The organism is Mycobacterium pseudokansasii, assembly GCF_900566075.1.
GTDB lineage: Bacteria > Actinomycetota > Actinomycetes > Mycobacteriales > Mycobacteriaceae > Mycobacterium > Mycobacterium pseudokansasii.
Map to the genome: position 1 here is coordinate 1,464,158 of NZ_UPHU01000001.1, position 14,843 is coordinate 1,479,000.

At 64.9% G+C, this 14,843-nt stretch carries 13 protein-coding genes and 1 pseudogene; 9 read left to right on the forward strand and 5 right to left on the reverse strand.

Going from position 1 to position 14,843, the window contains the following annotated elements:
* Window positions 1–68 precede the first annotated feature (68 nt).
* Entirely contained in the window at window positions 69–1,349 is a 1,281-nt protein-coding gene (locus EET10_RS06725) for a PucR family transcriptional regulator (RefSeq protein WP_036404315.1), read from the forward strand.
* 360 nt (window positions 1,350–1,709) lie between these two features.
* Here the strand turns inward: EET10_RS06725 and EET10_RS06730 are convergent, their stop codons facing one another.
* A complete protein-coding gene (locus tag EET10_RS06730; protein WP_081260770.1) occupies window positions 1,710–2,933 on the reverse strand; it encodes a PucR family transcriptional regulator in 1,224 nt (407 codons plus the stop codon).
* Window positions 2,934–3,082: 149 nt separating this feature from the next.
* Between EET10_RS06730 and EET10_RS06735 the strand changes: the two genes are divergently transcribed.
* Genes EET10_RS06735 through EET10_RS06745 form a run of 3 tightly spaced genes read left to right on the forward strand, consistent with a single transcriptional unit; the run spans window position 3,083 to window position 7,113 of the window.
* Window positions 3,083–4,594: a long-chain-fatty-acid--CoA ligase gene (locus EET10_RS06735; protein WP_063468210.1), complete on the forward strand. Its 1,512-nt coding sequence runs from the start codon at window positions 3,083–3,085 to the stop codon at window positions 4,592–4,594.
* A gap of 2 nt (window positions 4,595–4,596) precedes the next feature.
* Window positions 4,597–6,297: a PHA/PHB synthase family protein gene (locus tag EET10_RS06740; protein ID WP_036404309.1), complete on the forward strand. Its 1,701-nt coding sequence runs from the start codon at window positions 4,597–4,599 to the stop codon at window positions 6,295–6,297.
* Window positions 6,298–6,300: 3 nt separating this feature from the next.
* Window positions 6,301–7,113, forward strand: coding sequence for an alpha/beta fold hydrolase (locus EET10_RS06745; protein ID WP_036404307.1), 813 nt, complete (start codon window positions 6,301–6,303; stop codon window positions 7,111–7,113).
* Between the two features lie 107 nt (window positions 7,114–7,220).
* Here the strand turns inward: EET10_RS06745 and EET10_RS06750 are convergent, their stop codons facing one another.
* A complete protein-coding gene (locus tag EET10_RS06750; RefSeq protein WP_036404305.1) occupies window positions 7,221–8,069 on the reverse strand; it encodes an SDR family oxidoreductase in 849 nt (282 codons plus the stop codon).
* 390 nt (window positions 8,070–8,459) lie between these two features.
* Between EET10_RS06750 and EET10_RS06755 the strand changes: the two genes are divergently transcribed.
* Together EET10_RS06755 and rsrA are read left to right on the forward strand one after the other, a co-directional pair.
* Window positions 8,460–9,110 carry a sigma-70 family RNA polymerase sigma factor gene (locus EET10_RS06755; protein ID WP_162877407.1) on the forward strand — a complete coding sequence of 217 codons (651 nt, stop codon included), beginning with the start codon at window positions 8,460–8,462 and terminating at the stop codon, window positions 9,108–9,110.
* Window positions 9,107–9,412 carry a mycothiol system anti-sigma-R factor gene (gene rsrA / locus EET10_RS06760; RefSeq protein ID WP_036404301.1) on the forward strand — a complete coding sequence of 102 codons (306 nt, stop codon included), beginning with the start codon at window positions 9,107–9,109 and terminating at the stop codon, window positions 9,410–9,412. The genes EET10_RS06755 and rsrA overlap by 4 nt, the downstream gene beginning before the upstream one ends.
* A 150-nt stretch (window positions 9,413–9,562) precedes the next feature.
* Here the strand turns inward: rsrA and EET10_RS32185 are convergent, their stop codons facing one another.
* Window positions 9,563–9,637: a 50S ribosomal protein bL37 gene (locus tag EET10_RS32185; protein WP_003416889.1), complete on the reverse strand. Its 75-nt coding sequence runs from the start codon at window positions 9,635–9,637 to the stop codon at window positions 9,563–9,565.
* A 201-nt stretch (window positions 9,638–9,838) separates the two neighbouring features.
* On the opposite strand from EET10_RS32185, the gene EET10_RS06770 reads away from it, so the two are divergent.
* Window positions 9,839–10,054 (forward strand): biotin/lipoyl-binding carrier protein, encoded by a 216-nt coding sequence (locus tag EET10_RS06770; protein ID WP_036391739.1) that lies wholly within the window; start codon window positions 9,839–9,841, stop codon window positions 10,052–10,054.
* Between the two features lie 46 nt (window positions 10,055–10,100).
* The gene (locus EET10_RS06775; RefSeq protein ID WP_036404299.1) at window positions 10,101–11,603 is read left to right on the forward strand and encodes a sensor histidine kinase; all 1,503 of its coding nucleotides are present in this window, start codon (window positions 10,101–10,103) and stop codon (window positions 11,601–11,603) included.
* Window positions 11,604–11,661: 58 nt separating this feature from the next.
* On the opposite strand, the gene whiB1 is transcribed toward EET10_RS06775, so the two are convergent.
* Window positions 11,662–11,916 (reverse strand): transcriptional regulator WhiB1, encoded by a 255-nt coding sequence (gene whiB1 / locus EET10_RS06780; protein WP_023371700.1) that lies wholly within the window; start codon window positions 11,914–11,916, stop codon window positions 11,662–11,664.
* A gap of 277 nt (window positions 11,917–12,193) precedes the next feature.
* Window positions 12,194–13,159 carry a diacylglycerol/lipid kinase family protein gene (locus tag EET10_RS06785; RefSeq protein WP_036404297.1) on the reverse strand — a complete coding sequence of 322 codons (966 nt, stop codon included), beginning with the start codon at window positions 13,157–13,159 and terminating at the stop codon, window positions 12,194–12,196.
* Window positions 13,160–13,431: 272 nt separating this feature from the next.
* On the opposite strand from EET10_RS06785, the pseudogene EET10_RS06790 reads away from it, so the two are divergent.
* Window positions 13,432–14,651 (forward strand): annotated as a pseudogene (locus EET10_RS06790) (IS110 family RNA-guided transposase).
* The last annotated feature ends 192 nt before the right edge of the window (window positions 14,652–14,843 follow it).

The window sequence follows — 14,843 nt, forward strand, 5'->3', positions numbered from 1 at the left end:
CCCGAGTCGACAAAACCGGGTGTCGGCCTTATCGCCGGAAAACAACCGCGGCGGCTAACGTCAACCAGGTGGAGGAAACGGGCCCCGACAGCGATGTCGAGGTGAGCCGCTACGTTGCCGAGGTCGCCGGCCGACTGCAGCGTCGGTTGGCCGACGTGACGTCGGAGATCCATCGTGCCCTCGAAGGGCAGATCCCCGATTTGCGCCGCGACGCGCGGATCATGGAGCTGCTCGGGGCCAGCATCGAGGGCAACGTGGACACGATGCTGCACGCGTTGCAGTACGACATCGCGGTCGAGCGCGTCGAGGCGCCGACCGCCGCGCTGGAGTACGCGCGCCGATTGGCGCAACACGGGGTGCCCGTCAACGCGTTGGTGCGCGCCTATCGGCTGGGTCAGCGCAGGATGAACGAGCTGATTTTCGCCGAAATGCGCGCCACCGAGATCCCGGAATCGATGCGGGTTGCGGTGATCGAGGCGATGAACGCCGCGATCTTCGAATACATCGACTGGATGTCGCAGCAAGTCGTCGCCGTCTACGAAGACGAGCGCGAACGGTGGCTGGAAAACCAGAACGCCCTGCGGGGCGTGCGGGTGCGCGAACTCCTGGCCGCAACCAAGAGCATCGATGTCGACGCGGCAACCACGGCGATTCGCTATCCGTTGCGCTGGCACCACGTCGGGCTGATCATGTGGTCCGGGGACCAAGATTTCGATGTCGACGAACTTCCCCGGCTGCAACGGTTTCTTCGCGGGCTGGGTGAATCCGTCGGCGCTGAGGCCAGCCCCCTGTTTGTGGCCGCCGACCGTAGTTGCGGATGGGCCTGGCTGCCTTTTCGGGCCGCTGTCGCCGATGCTGTTTCGAAAGTCCGCCAGTTCGCGCTGTCCCGGCCGAATTCACCCAATGTGGCAATAGGAAACATGGCCGGCGGCGTCGAGGGCTTCCGCCGCACCCACCGGGAGGCGCGCGAGGCCCACGGTGTCGCGATCGCCGGTGATCGCCGCGCAGCGACGGTGGTGGCGGCCGGTGACCCGGGGCTGTCCGTCGTGGCGCGTATAGGTGGCGATTTGGCCGGCACCCGCGACTGGGTAGCCCGGGTGCTCGGAGACTTGGCGGGGGACAACGAAAACGACGAGCGCCTGCGGGAGACGCTGCGCGTGTTCCTGGGTTGCGGCGCCAGCTACAAGATGGCCGCCGCCGAGCTCAACATGCACTTCAACACGGTGAAGTATCGAGTTGGCCGCGCCGTCGCCCGGCGGGGCCGGGACATCGGCGGCGATCGGCTCGACGTGGAACTGGCATTGCTTGCCTGTCACTGGTACGGCGCCGCGGTGCTGCAGCCGAAATAGCCGGGCCGGCCGCCGCCTCAGCCAGCGGCCCGGTCGGTGGCCGGGGCGGTGAGGGCGTGCACCAAGGTGATGATCGCCGGGACGAGCGCCGGGAACAGGGTCAGAGCGAGCATTCCGGCAATGGTCAAGTACGGCATGAGTGGCTCACATTTCTTCCGCCGTGGTGCGGAGGTGAAAAAGGTTATTTCACTGCGTGATTCGGTATTGAGCGACCGAATTCGAGATCAGTGTCCGGTCAAGCGCGACGCTGCGCCGCTGACAAACGTACTGACTGCGCCGCAGCGCAGGAATGTCGCCAGCCAACGAAGTTGCGACCCGGTTTTGTCTTCCGGCGACAAAGCCAGTGCGGCGGGTGCGCTGTCAGGGCAGTCGCCGCTGGACCTCGAGGGCCAAGCACAACTCGGCGAGATCCGTTGGCCGCGAGAGTAACCGGCCGGTCAGTTCCTCGATCCGGCGCAGCCGGTGCCGCACGGTGTTGGGATGGCAGAAGATCGTCGCGGCGGCCTGGTTGGCAGAGCCGCCGGCGCTTAGCCATGCCTGGAAGGTATCGAGCAGGGTGACGCGCTCCTCGCTGGGCAGCCCATCCAGCCGACCCAGCACCGAAGACCTGATTTTCGCCATGACTTCCGGGGCGCTGACCGCCGCGACCGCCAGTGGGGCGTCGTCGAAGACGGCAACGAGCGAATCTCCCGGCGACTTTCCGGTGACTGCCAGTCGGGCACAGCGCAACGCGTCGCTGGTTTCGGCCAGTTCGTGATACGGCTGGCTGATTCCCACGCGCGCGGTGGCGGATTGCCGCAGCACCTCGACAAGTATGCCGAGCGTCTCGGCTGAATCCCGGCCCCGCAGGTGGACGATGCCGACCTGCAACTCCGGCAACAGCCGCCACGCCGAGCGGATGTCGCGCGCCGAGAGCTTGCTTTCGATGGTGGGCAATCCCAACTTTCCGATCGCCGGCAGCTCTGCTGCCACGACAACATACGGCCCCGAAGTGGGCAACCGCAGCAGGTCGGCCGCCTCCCAGAGACTATGTTGGTCAGTGATCCGCCGTGACAGCAGCGCTTCGACCAGCGCCGAGCGCTCTTCCTCCAACTCCAGAATCTGGGTGGTCAGCTGCTGGCGGTAAGCGCTGGCCATCGCCTGGGTGAAGGTGTCCTGCGCAAGGAACACCCGGGCGGTGGCATCCAGGATCGATTCCGTAGGCATGCCTGAGGCGCGCGCGGCGGCGAGGGTCTGTTCCCAGATGAATCGGAAACCGATTCGGTATGCGGTCATCACCGCCGGCAGCGGCACACCGGCCAGCGCGCGGATGGTGCCGGTGCGCTCCGCGGGCGAGACGTCCACGTCGGCGTCCCCGGCGAGTGAGTCGAAGACGAACGTGAGGTTCGCCACGCAGCTTTGGCGTACGTCATCGTTGGTGACCACGGTGCCGTCGCGGTAGGCGTCGATCTCCTGGCACAGCAGGTCAGCCATCGCGTTACCCAATTCAGCAGCGCGAGACAGCATGAGCCTGCCAAGTTGGACGACGTTCGAGTCGGGAGTGGTGTCTTCCCGGGCTCGAACCGGATGCCTTGACGCGCTCATATGTCGAAACCTTATGCCGTGTACCCGCGGGATGGGGATGTGCGCGGCCACACCGAACTGACCGTCAGATTGTTTTGCCCAACATTGTGATCCACAGCCTGCCGGATGACCATAAGTACAACCACCCACGAGCACTCCGGAGGCACCTGATGGGCACCCTCAGCGACAATCTCGTCGCATCGAAAAGCCGTCACCCCCAACGCATTGCGTTGCGTTTCGATGATCTGCAGTTCACCTTCGGTGAGTTCGACGCCGCCGCGGCCCGGGTGGCGACACTGCTGGAGCAGGCCGGTATCGAGCCGGGCGATCGCGTGGGCGTGATGTTGCCCAACACCCCGGCATTCGCCATCGCGTTCTACGGGATCATGTATCGCGGCGCGGTGGCGGTCCCGATGAACCCGCTGCTGAAGGCCCGGGAGGTGTCCTACTACCTGTCCAACAGCGGCGCCAAAGCGCTGTTCGCGGCACCGGCCTTCGCCGACGAGGCCACCGCCGGCGCCGCCGAGCTGGGCGCACAGTGCTGGCTCGTCGACGACGCAAGGCTGGCCATGCTGATCGACGACCTGCCCGCCCAGGAGCACCCGGTAAGTCGCGGCGACGACGACGTCGCGATCATCCTGCATACGTCCGGCACCACCGGAAAGCCCAAGGGCGCCATGCTCACTCATGCAAGCCTTGGCCGCAACGCCGAGGTCAGCGTTCGCACCCTGATCCAGACGGGGCCAGACGACGTGGTGATGGGATGCCTGCCGCTGTTCCACGTCTTCGGTCTTACCTGCGGGCTCAACGCGTCGGTCATCGCGGGTGCGACGTTGACCCTGATTCCGCGGTTCGACCCGCGCAAGGCGCTGGAGGTGATCGAGCGCGACGCCGTCACCGTCTTTCAGGGGGTGCCGACGATGTACTCCGCGCTGCTGCGCCTGGCCGCCACGGCCAAGTCCGAGGCGACGCAGAGTCTGCGGGTCTGCGTCTCCGGTGGCGCGGCGCTGCCCGTCCAGGTTCTCACCGAATTCGAAACAGCCTTCGGCTGCCCCGTTCTCGAGGGTTACGGACTGTCCGAAAGCTCGCCGGTGGCGGCCTTCAATCATCCGCAGCGACCGCGCAAGGTGGGTTCGATCGGCACACCGATCGAAGGTGTACAGATGCGGGTCGTTGACCCGAGCGGAGCCGAGGTTCCGCCGGGGGAGGCCGGCGAGATCCAGATCAAGGGCCACAACGTGATGAAGGGCTACTGGAACCTCCCGGAGGCGACCAGGGCCACCATCACCCCCGATGGTTGGCTGGCCACCGGGGACGTCGGACGCGTCGACGAGGACGGCTACTTCTACATCGTCGACCGCACCAAAGACCTGATCATCCGCGGCGGCTACAACGTGTATCCCCGCGAGATCGAGGAAGTGCTCTACGAGCATCCGGCGGTGGCCGAGGCTGCCGTCATCGGCTTCCCGCACGACTCCCTCGGTGAGGAGATCGGCGCCGCGGTCGCGCTCAAACACGGTGCCGCGGCGGATCCCGACGAATTGCGCGAGTACGTCAAGAGCAGGGTCGCCGCTTATAAATATCCGCGCCTGGTCTGGCTCGTCGACGCGCTGCCCAAGGGCCCAACCGGCAAGGTCCTCAAACGCGAAATCACCGTTCCGACAACTGAAAGCACACGATAACCATGGCCGAATCTCCGAAACCAGCTGCCGCGCCCGACGAGTTGGCGGCACCGCTGGACCTGTTGCTCACCAGCGCCACCCGGCCGTTTGCCAGCCGGATGATGCCCGACGCCACCTGGGCCCGCCTCGGTGCCAACCTTGCCCAACGTCCCGGCGCCGTCGCCGGTCGCACTGCCACGCTTGCCCGTGAGCTTGGCAGTATCGCGGCGGGAAAGTCCCACCGTGCCCCGGGGCGAGCCGACAAGCGCTTCAGTGACGTTGCCTGGCAACAGAATCCGCTGCTGCACCGGGTGATGCAGGCCTATCTTGCCGGTGCCGAGACGGCCGAAGGGTTGCTTGCCGACGCTGAGTTGGATTGGCGCGACCAAGAGAAGATGCAGTTCGTCGTCGACAACCTGGTAGAGGGCCTGGCGCCCAGCAACAACCCGCTGATCAGTCCGCTGGGCTGGAAGGCTCTGATCGACACGGGGGGCCTGAGCGCGGTGCGGGGCATGCGGGCTTTTGTGCGAGACATGCTTTCGAAGCCGCGCGTGCCGTCGATGGTCGAGCCCGATGCCTTCGTGGTGGGCGAGACCGTCGCCATCACCAAGGGAGCGGTGGTCCTGCAAACCTCGATGTTCGAATTGATTCAGTACACCCCGCAGACAGCCAAGGTGCGGAGCATTCCGTTGCTCATGGTGCCGCCGGTGATCAACAAGTTCTACATCATGGACATCGCACCGGGACGCAGCATGATCGAATACTTCCTGCAGCAGGGCCAACAGGTGTTTGCCATTTCATGGCGTAATCCTCAGGCGCGCCACCGGGATTGGGGTTTCGACGCGTACGGCGGGGCGATCGTGGCGGCAATGGACGCGGTCCAGAACATCGCCGGCACCGACAGCGTGCACCTGATGGCCAGTTGCTCGGGCGGCATCATCGCGGCGATGACGGCGGCCCACCTCGCCCATATCGGCGAGGCCGATCGGGTGGCCGGTCTTACTCTGGCCGTCACCGTGCTGGACGAGACTCGCGCCGGCTTCGCCGCCGCGGCCATGAGCGATCGCGCAGCGCAGACGGCTATTCGAGTTTCGGCCAGGAAGGGCTACCTGGACGGGCGGGACATGGCCGAGATGTTTGCCTGGCTGCGACCGACCGACCTGGTGTGGCGGTACTGGGTGAACAACTATGTGCAGGGCCGCAAGCCGGCGGCTTTCGATGTGTTGTTCTGGAACGCCGACACCACCCGAATGGCGGCGGCACTGCATCGCGACATGGTGCTCATGGGGCTGCGCAATGCGCTGGTGATGCCGGGCGCGGTCACCATGCTGGGCAGTCCGGTAGACCTGGCCAACATCACCTCCGATGCGTATGTGATCGGCGGCATAGCAGACCACATCTCGCCGTGGCAGGCCACCTACCGCAGCGCACGACTGCTGGGCAGCAAGGACAATCGTTACGTCTTGTCCACCAGCGGCCACATCGCCGCTCTGGTCAACCCGCCGGGAAATCCTAAGGCGTCGTTCCGGACGGGTCTGGTCGATGCGGAGAAGCCCGAAGAGTGGCTCGAGGCTGCGCAGCAGTCCGCGGGGTCCTGGTGGCCCGACTACGTGAGCTGGCTCGCCGAGCGCAGCGGCCCGGAGGTCGACGCCCCCAAAGCGCTTGGCGGGCATGGTCTGCCACCGCTCGGGCCGGCGCCGGGCACCTATGTGAAGGAGAAGTGAGTCATGCCCGGTAGCCACGTTGCGAGCGCGCATGGCGAAGAGCTCTATCTGTGCGTGGGAGGACAGCGGATCCGAGTCAACGTACGCCGGGGAACCGGTGTGCCGCTGGTGTTGTGCAACGGAATCGGGGCGAGCCTGGAAGTGCTCGATCCGCTGGTGGAGGAGCTCGACTCCACGGTCGTCAGATTTGACGTTCCCGGGACCGGCGGATCACCCACATCCGTTCTGCCCTATGGGTTTCCCTACCTTGCCTGGGTGATGGGGCGGCTCCTGCGCAAGCTCGACCTAGGGGTGGTGGATGTGCTCGGACTGTCCTGGGGAGGCGCCTTGGCGCAGCAATTCGCCTTTCAGAATCCTCGCCGATGCCGTCGGCTGGTGCTGGTCGCGACGGGCACGGGGGTGGTCATGGTTCCCGGCCACCCCCGGGTTCTGGCGAAAATGCTTACCCCGAGGCGCTTTTCGGATCCTAACTATGCGGCATCCATCGCCGCTGAGCTCTACGGTGGTACCGTCCGTGCCCACGGCGACGACGTGGCGCAACTCTTCGTGCGGCAATTGCGTGCCGGATCGAAGATCGGCTATCTTCACCAGCTGCTCGCCGGTTCGGTGTGGACCAGTCTGTTCGCGCTACCGGCGGTGCGCCAGGAGACGTTGATCGTGGCGGGCACCGATGATCCGATCATTCCGGTTGCCAACGCTCACATCATGAACACCTTGCTGCCTCGTTCGCGGCTGCACCTGCATTCCGGGGGTCACATCGACCTCGTGCACAACGCGGTTGAGCTCGCTCCCGTCATCGAACAGTTCCTGGGCTGAGCCGGGTGCGCGACCGTAACGCCACGGCGAACAATCGCCACTCAGACTCAAGTGGTCGCTGCAACACCTGAGGAGTTCGGAGATGTTGCCGACCCGGCCGGGCGGGATCAAGGCTGGACGTATCCCGGCGGGTTGACTTCTTCCACCCACAGGTCGACGCCGAGCTTGGCCCCCGGTATGCAGTCGTATACCGACAAATCGGTGACGCCGGATTCCACCAGAACGTCCTCGCACAGCACCGAGTTGCCGGTGTATTCGCGGGAAGGCTTGTTGAGGACGACATAGGCCGCATCGGCATACACCTCGGGCTTACGGGCGCGAGCCATCGCCTCATCGCCGCCGAGCAGGTTCTGCACCGCAGCCGTGGCCACCAGCGTGCGTGGCCACAGCGTGTTCGACGCGATCCCCTCGTCGCGCATCTCCTCGGCGATTCCCAGCGCGCACAGTGTCATGCCGAATTTAGCCATCATGTAGGCCGTCGGCTTCAGCCACTTCTTGTCCAGCAACACCGGTGGCGACAGCGTCAGAATGTGCGGGTTCTCCCGACCCTTCATGTGTGGGATGCACGCTTGCGACACGGCGTACGTGCCGCGCACCTGGATTCCGTTCATCAGGTCAAAGCGCTTCATCGGGACTTCGGTGATGGACCCGAGGTTGATTGCCGAGGCATTGTTGACGCAGATGTCGATGCCGCCGAACCGTTCGACGGTCTGGGCGACTGCGGACTCGACCGAATCTGGGTCTCGGACGTCCCCCACGATCGGCAGGGCCTGACCGCCGGCTTCCTCCAGCTCCTTGGCGGCGGTGTACACCGTGCCCGGCAGCTTCGGGTGGGGATCGGCGGTCTTGGCGATCAAGGCGATGTTGGCACCGTCTTGTGCGGCGCGTTTGGCGATCGCCAGGCCGATGCCACGACTGGCGCCAGAGATGAACATGGTCTTGCCGTTAAGGGACATGGCGTCACACTAACGTGACCGGCGACCCATCCGAATTGCGGGACGTCCCCGGCGCGCCTCGGTAACTCGATGATCCTTCGGGGGCCCCGCAGGAGGTGTAGGCGGGCGTCCCGTCCGGCCGCCGGCGAACCGTCGGAGCTGCGGCTCGGAAATAGTGTGCCCGCTCACGCCGTTGATTGATGCGGTCCTTGCGGCCGTCCGGCGATAACAAGATTCAACGGACCGAGGCAAATGCTGTCGGTCGCGACCTCTACATTGGGGGAAGGGAGCCCGGTGTCAACTGCGACGAGCCTGCTATGTGAGGAGCAGTTGGATCGCTTCCTTGCGAATCCGGCATGGCCTTTGACGCTGTCCGGTGACACCGCAACCGAAGGGACCGTGTTAATCAAGATGGCCGACATCGATGGCGAGACCCGGTCGGAGGTTCCCGGTCCCCAGCCGAATGCGGAGACGGACGAGCAACTGACCGCGCGCTTCGAGCGCGACGCGATTCCACTGCTCGACCAGTTGTATGGTGGCGCGCTGCGCATGACACGTAATCCGGCCGATGCCGAGGACTTGCTGCAAGAGACCATGGTGAAGGCCTACGCGGGATTTCGCTCCTTTCGGGAAGGCACCAACCTCAAGGCTTGGCTGTACCGGATCCTGACCAACACCTACATCAACAGCTACCGCAAGAAACAGCGTCAACCCGCGGAGTATCCGACCGAGGCGATCACCGACTGGCAACTGGCCGCCAACGCCGAGCACTCCTCGAGCGGGCTGCGTTCGGCTGAGGTCGAGGCGCTCGAGGCGTTGCCGGACTCCGAAATCAAAGAGGCGTTGCAGGCCTTGCCGGAGGAATTCCGGATGGCGGTCTACTACGCCGACGTCGAGGGTTTTCCTTACAAGGAAATCGCCGAAATCATGGATACGCCGATCGGGACGGTGATGTCGCGACTGCACCGCGGTCGACGTCAGCTGCGGGCTCTGTTGGCTGACGTCGCCAAAGAGCGGGGCTTTGTCCGCGGTGACCAACCCCACGAGGAGGTGTCGTCATGAGCGATGTAGTCAGCTCAAGCGACTCGAGCCCGGATCGCGAGGACTCCCATGGTTACGTTGGCTGTGCCGAGGTGATTGCCGAGGTGTGGACCCTGCTCGACGGTGAGTGCACAGCCGAGACACGCCAGAAGCTACGCCAACACCTCGAAGACTGCCCCGGCTGCCTGAAGCATTACGGGCTGGAGGAGCGGATCAAGCTGCTGATAGCAACCAAGTGCAAAGGCGAGAAGGCACCCGAGGGCCTGCGCGAGCGGGTCCGGCTGGAGATACGCCGGACAACTATCATCCGTCGTAGCGAATAAAAGGATTGCCGGGCTAGGCCTGGATCGCCGGGCTAGGCCTGGATCGCCCGGCTCCTCCTCAGACCGCGGTGCGGTCTGCATCGTCGCCGGGCTAGGCCTGGATCGCCCGGCTCCTTCTCAGACCGCGGTGCGGTCTGCATCGTCGCCGGGCTAGGAGTTCGGGCGCTTGCCGTGGTTGGCTTTGCTGTACTTGCGGTCGCGCTTCTTTCGGCCACGCTTGGCCATCATCGAACCTCCGTATCGCGTCAGAAGCGGGCAACTCGGGCCCGCGGTTGGGGTCCAGTGTCTCACGCGGTCCCCGACGCGGCCGCGGTAGCCCGCGCGCCGCAACCCTCGCAGGCCTTATGGTTCGATATACATCAGCTGATCGCAGCCCGATAGACCCAGCAGTCAGCATCGGAAATGGCCGGAACGAGTGGGGTGAAGATGTCCGAGGATGTTCGCGCCGAGATCGTGGCCAGCGTGCTCGAAGTCGTGGTTAGCGAAGGTGACCAAGTCGGTAAGGGTGACGTCGTGGTGCTGTTGGAGTCGATGAAGATGGAGATTCCGGTCCTGGCCGAGGTCGACGGCACCGTCAGCAAGGTGAGCGTGGCCGTGGGCGATGTCATTCAGGCCGGCGATCTCATCGCGGTGATCAGCTAGCCGTTGGACCCATACCCGCCAACCGGGAGCGACTCGGGAGTTCTTGATGTCCACTCTCGGTGATCTACTGGCCGAACACACGGTACTGCCGGGCAACGCCGTCGACCACCTGCATGCGGTGGTGGGGGAGTGGCAGCTCCTTGCCGACTTGTCGTTCGCCGACTACTTGATGTGGGTTCGTCGCGACGACGGCGTGCTGGTATGCGTGGCGCAATGCCGGCCCAACACCGCGCCGACGGTGCTGCAGACCGACGCGGTGGGCACCGCCGTCGCCGGCGACAAGCTGCCCCTGGTTGCCGAGACTTTCACGTCAGGAGCGGCCAAATGGCAAGGCGATGCCGAATGCCATTCGGGCGAACTTCCAGGCCCCAACGTTGCGGCCTCCCCGGTGCGGTATGGCGGCCAGGTGGTGGCGGTGCTGACGCAGCACCAAACGGCGGTGGCGGCACAACGAGCGTCCGGTCACCTGGAGACGGCCTACCGGGAGTGCGCTATCGACCTACTGCACATGCTGTCCGAAGGCACATTTCCCGACGTCGGGGACGTGGCTATGTCGCGTTCAACCCCGCGGGCAGGCGACGGCTTCATTCGGTTGAACGTCGACGGTGTCGTCGCGTACGCCAGCCCTAATGCGCTGTCGGCCTACCATCGGATGGGCCTGACCACGGAATTGGAGGGACGCAACCTTGTCGAGGTCACCAGGCCGCTGATTTCGGATCCGTTCGAGGCCGAAGAGGTGGCCGAGCATGTGCGCGATCTGCTGACAGGCGGGCCCAGTATGCGGATGGAGGTCGACGCCGGTGGTGCCACGGTGCTGCTGCGGACGTTGCCGCTGATGGTCCACGGCGCGAGCGCCGGTGCCGCCATCCTGATCCGCGACGTCACCGAGGTGAAACGGCGAGACCGGGCCCTGATATCCAAGGACGCGACAATCCGGGAAATCCACCACCGGGTGAAGAACAATCTGCAGACGGTAGCGGCGCTGCTGCGGCTGCAGGCCCGGCGGACCGCCAACGCCGAAGGTCGGGAAGCCCTCATCGAGTCGGTGCGGCGGGTGTCGTCGATCGCTTTGGTCCACGACGCGCTGTCGATGTCGGTGGACGAGCAGGTGAATCTCGACGAGGTCATCGACCGGATTCTGCCGATCATGAACGACGTGGCGTCGGTAGACCGACCGATCCGCATCAACCGGGTAGGTGACCTCGGTGTGCTGGACTCGGACCGCGCGACAGCCCTGATCATGGTGATCACCGAATTGGTGCAGAACGCGATCGAGCACGCATTCGACCCTGCCGCTCAAGGTGGGTCTGTGACGATTCGTGCCGAGCGCTCGGCGCGTTGGCTCGATGTCGTGGTTCACGACGACGGACGGGGTTTGCCCGAAGGGTTCAACCTCGAGAAGTCCGACAGCCTCGGTTTGCAGATCGTGCGGACGCTGGTCTCAGCGGAGTTGGACGGTTCTTTGGGTATGCGAGAGGCTCCTGAGCGCGGAACCGATGTGGTGTTGCGGGTGCCGATCGGGCGGCGTGGCCGGTTGATGGTGCAATGAGCGCGCAACAATACGGCCCCGACATTCGCCGGGGCCGCACAGTTGTGCTACCGAGTCGTCAGACTCCGCTACGGGCCTTGGTCCGGGCGTTGCGGCGCTTCAGCGCGCGCCGCTCGTCTTCGCTCATGCCGCCCCAGACGCCCGAGTCCTGGCCGGTGTTCAGGGCCCAGCTGAGGCATTCCGTGGTTACCGGGCACCGATTACAGACCAGTTTCGCGTCAGCGATCTGCGCGAGCGCCGGGCCGCTGTTCCCTACGGGGAAGAACAGCTCCGGATCTTCGTCACGGCAGACCGCCTTGTGGCGCCAATCCATTAGTCACTACTCCTCACTAAATGCGCAGCAAGGCGCACGGGCGTATTTCCTGGCTTAACGCGTGCACAAGAAAAGGTATCCGTACCCCTACATGTCTCTGCATGCAACCTTTTGATCGTTTCACAGGCTCAACAGATGTCAATAGTGTTACCTAAGCGCGTGGGCTATCTCACTTTGACGTTCTCTTACCAAAGCCCTTACTCATTTGTACTACACTGCCTCCCGATTGCGCCCCACATTTGCGTCCCAAGGCTGTCACAGCTTGGATCGCCGCAGGTCAGAACCACTTTTTGGGGGGTGGGGCTACCACCGCCAACGCGTCGGGAACCGCCCGGAAGGTCATGGTTTGACGCTCGCCGAGGTAATCCCCGTCGAACTGACAGGCAACTGGAGCCCCGGTGCTGGTGACCCGCACGCAAGCCACGTCATCGTCAGTGATGAGGTGCTTGAACTCGAACTTCGGCCTCTTGGCGAACATCTGCCGGACGATGCGCAGCGTCGGGATCGTCTTCACGGTCGTGAGGGCGAACACACCCAGGCCAGACTCGAAGGTACAGCCGGGGTTGGTCCACACCGGCCGGTCGTTCGCGTAGGTCCACGGACTTGAGTTGGACACGAAGACGAAGCTCACCCCGGGAATCGGCTCACGGCCCGGAAGTTCCAGCGTAAGAACGGGTTCGCGATTCCGATAGCGCAGCACGGCGGGAACCGCGGCACGGATGTAGCGCCAGGCCGTGACTTTGCCACCCTTGCTGCGTTCGGCCTCGACGGCCGCTACAACCTCGGCGTCAACGCCCATTCCGGTGTTGAACACGGCCCACCGGTCACCGCAATCGATCAGCCCGATACGGCGCCACTCCGGACGCCGGCCGTAGTCGTCGAACAGCTGGATGAGCTGGTTGGTGGCAGCAATCGGGTCGCGCGACATCCCCAGCGCTCTGGCCAGGACGTTTGCCGAGCCACCAGGTACCACTGCGACCGCCGGTATGGGGCCCGACGGGGTCGATCCCGGGCGGCCCAGCATGCCGTTGACCACTGCGCTTACCGTGCCGTCGCCACCGTGCACGACAACAACGTCGACCCCGGCGGCAACGGCCGCTTGACCGAGTTCGGCCCCGTGACCGCTGTGGTTGGTGTGCTCGACGGTGAGTTGCAGCCGGCTCTTGAGCGCGTGGGCGACCAGGTCGCGGGCGGCCGGTGTGATGGAAGTGGCGGTGGGGTTGACGATCAGGACGGCGCGCATGAGGCATGAGCCTAATGGGAGTCGACCAGCGAGCCTTCGATGAGTAATTGGTTGACCGGGGACGCTGATCTTGAGCTTCCGGCCGGTGAGCACTGTTCGAGCCTGGAGTGTTTGTTGATTCCTAAGCCTAGATTGTGTCCCCGGCCGGTTGGTGAGGTCGCCTAGAGCGCTGATGGGGTGTCGTGCCTGTTGAGCACTGATCCATTGGGGTGCCGCCGGGTGTCCTGGGGCTCGAAGGGGTTCGACCACATCGATTTGGGGAGGCGATCGCACTGATCTTCGTTGGAGATGATGGGGCCCAAGCCCATCACGATATTCACCTGATGGATGCCGACGGTGTTCGGTGGGGCGTCACGGCGGCTTCGGGAAGGACTCGCCGGCATCCGTGGGTTCCACGAGCTGGTGGCCGCCCATGCCCACGAGCCCACTGGGGTGGTGATCGGCATCGAAACTGACCGCGGCCTGTGGGTCGAGGCGCTCAGCACGGCCGGCTACCAGGTGTTCGCGATCAACCCGCCGGCGGTTGCCCGCTACCGCGACCGCCACCAGGTCTCCGGGGCGAAGATGCTGGTGATGCCAAGGTGTTGGCCGATCTAAGTGCGTACCGACCGGCACGACCACCGGCTCATCGCTGGGGACAGCCCGACCGTCGAGGCGATCAAGGTGCTCGCGCGGGGACACCAGAACCTGATCTGGGCCCGCACCGACACACCAATGCCTTGCGTAGGGCGTTACGGGAGTACTACCCCGCAGCGCTGAAGGCGTTCGACGACCTGGCTGACCGCGACGCCGTGGCGGTGCTGGGCCGCGCTCCGGCTCCGGCCGACGGCGTGCGCCTGAGCTTGTCGAAGATCCGATCTGCGCTCAAAGCCGCTGGGCGCCAACACAACCTGGACACCCGGGCAGTGCAGATTCAGGAGATGCTGCGTAGCGAGCAGTTGACCGCGCCCGCCGCGGTCACCGCCGCGTTCGGGGCGACCACCCGGGCCGCGGTGGGCATCATCGCCGAACTGAACCGCCAGATCGCCGATCTGGAAACCGAGTTAGCGACATATTTTGAAGCACGCCCGGACGCCGACATCTACCGCTTCCTGCCAGGACTTGGTGTCATCCTCGGCGCCTGGGTGTTCGGTGAATTCGGGGACGACCCCAACCGCTACACCAGTCCAAGTCTCGCAAGAACTACGCCATAACCTCACCATTGACTGTCGCGTCGGGCAAGAAACGCGCCGTGCTGGCCCGCCACGTCCGCAACCGACGCCTCTATGGCGCCATCGACCAATGGGCCTTCTGCGCACTACAAACCAGCCCCGGAGCCCGTCCCCTCTACGACCAACACCGCGCCGCCGCAGACACCCACCACCAGGCCCTACGCGCCCTGGGAAACCGGCTCGTCGGCATCCTGCACGGCTGCCTCCGCCACCACACCGCCCACGACGAACACAAAGCCTGGGCACACCGCCAAACCGCCCCCAGCGACCAGGCCGCTTGACAACCTACGACCCTGGGATGTCTAGGCCGTGCGACGATGCGGGGTGGTGGGGCCCGTTGAGGAGCGCGGCAATTTCACATCCCCCAAAACCGCAATAGCCTCTGCTTTAACGAGAGCATCCGCTGCGCCCGTCCTTGAATGGCGACCGGCGTGGCGTTACACCGGGAAGAATGCCGGCTGCGCTGCTGAGCC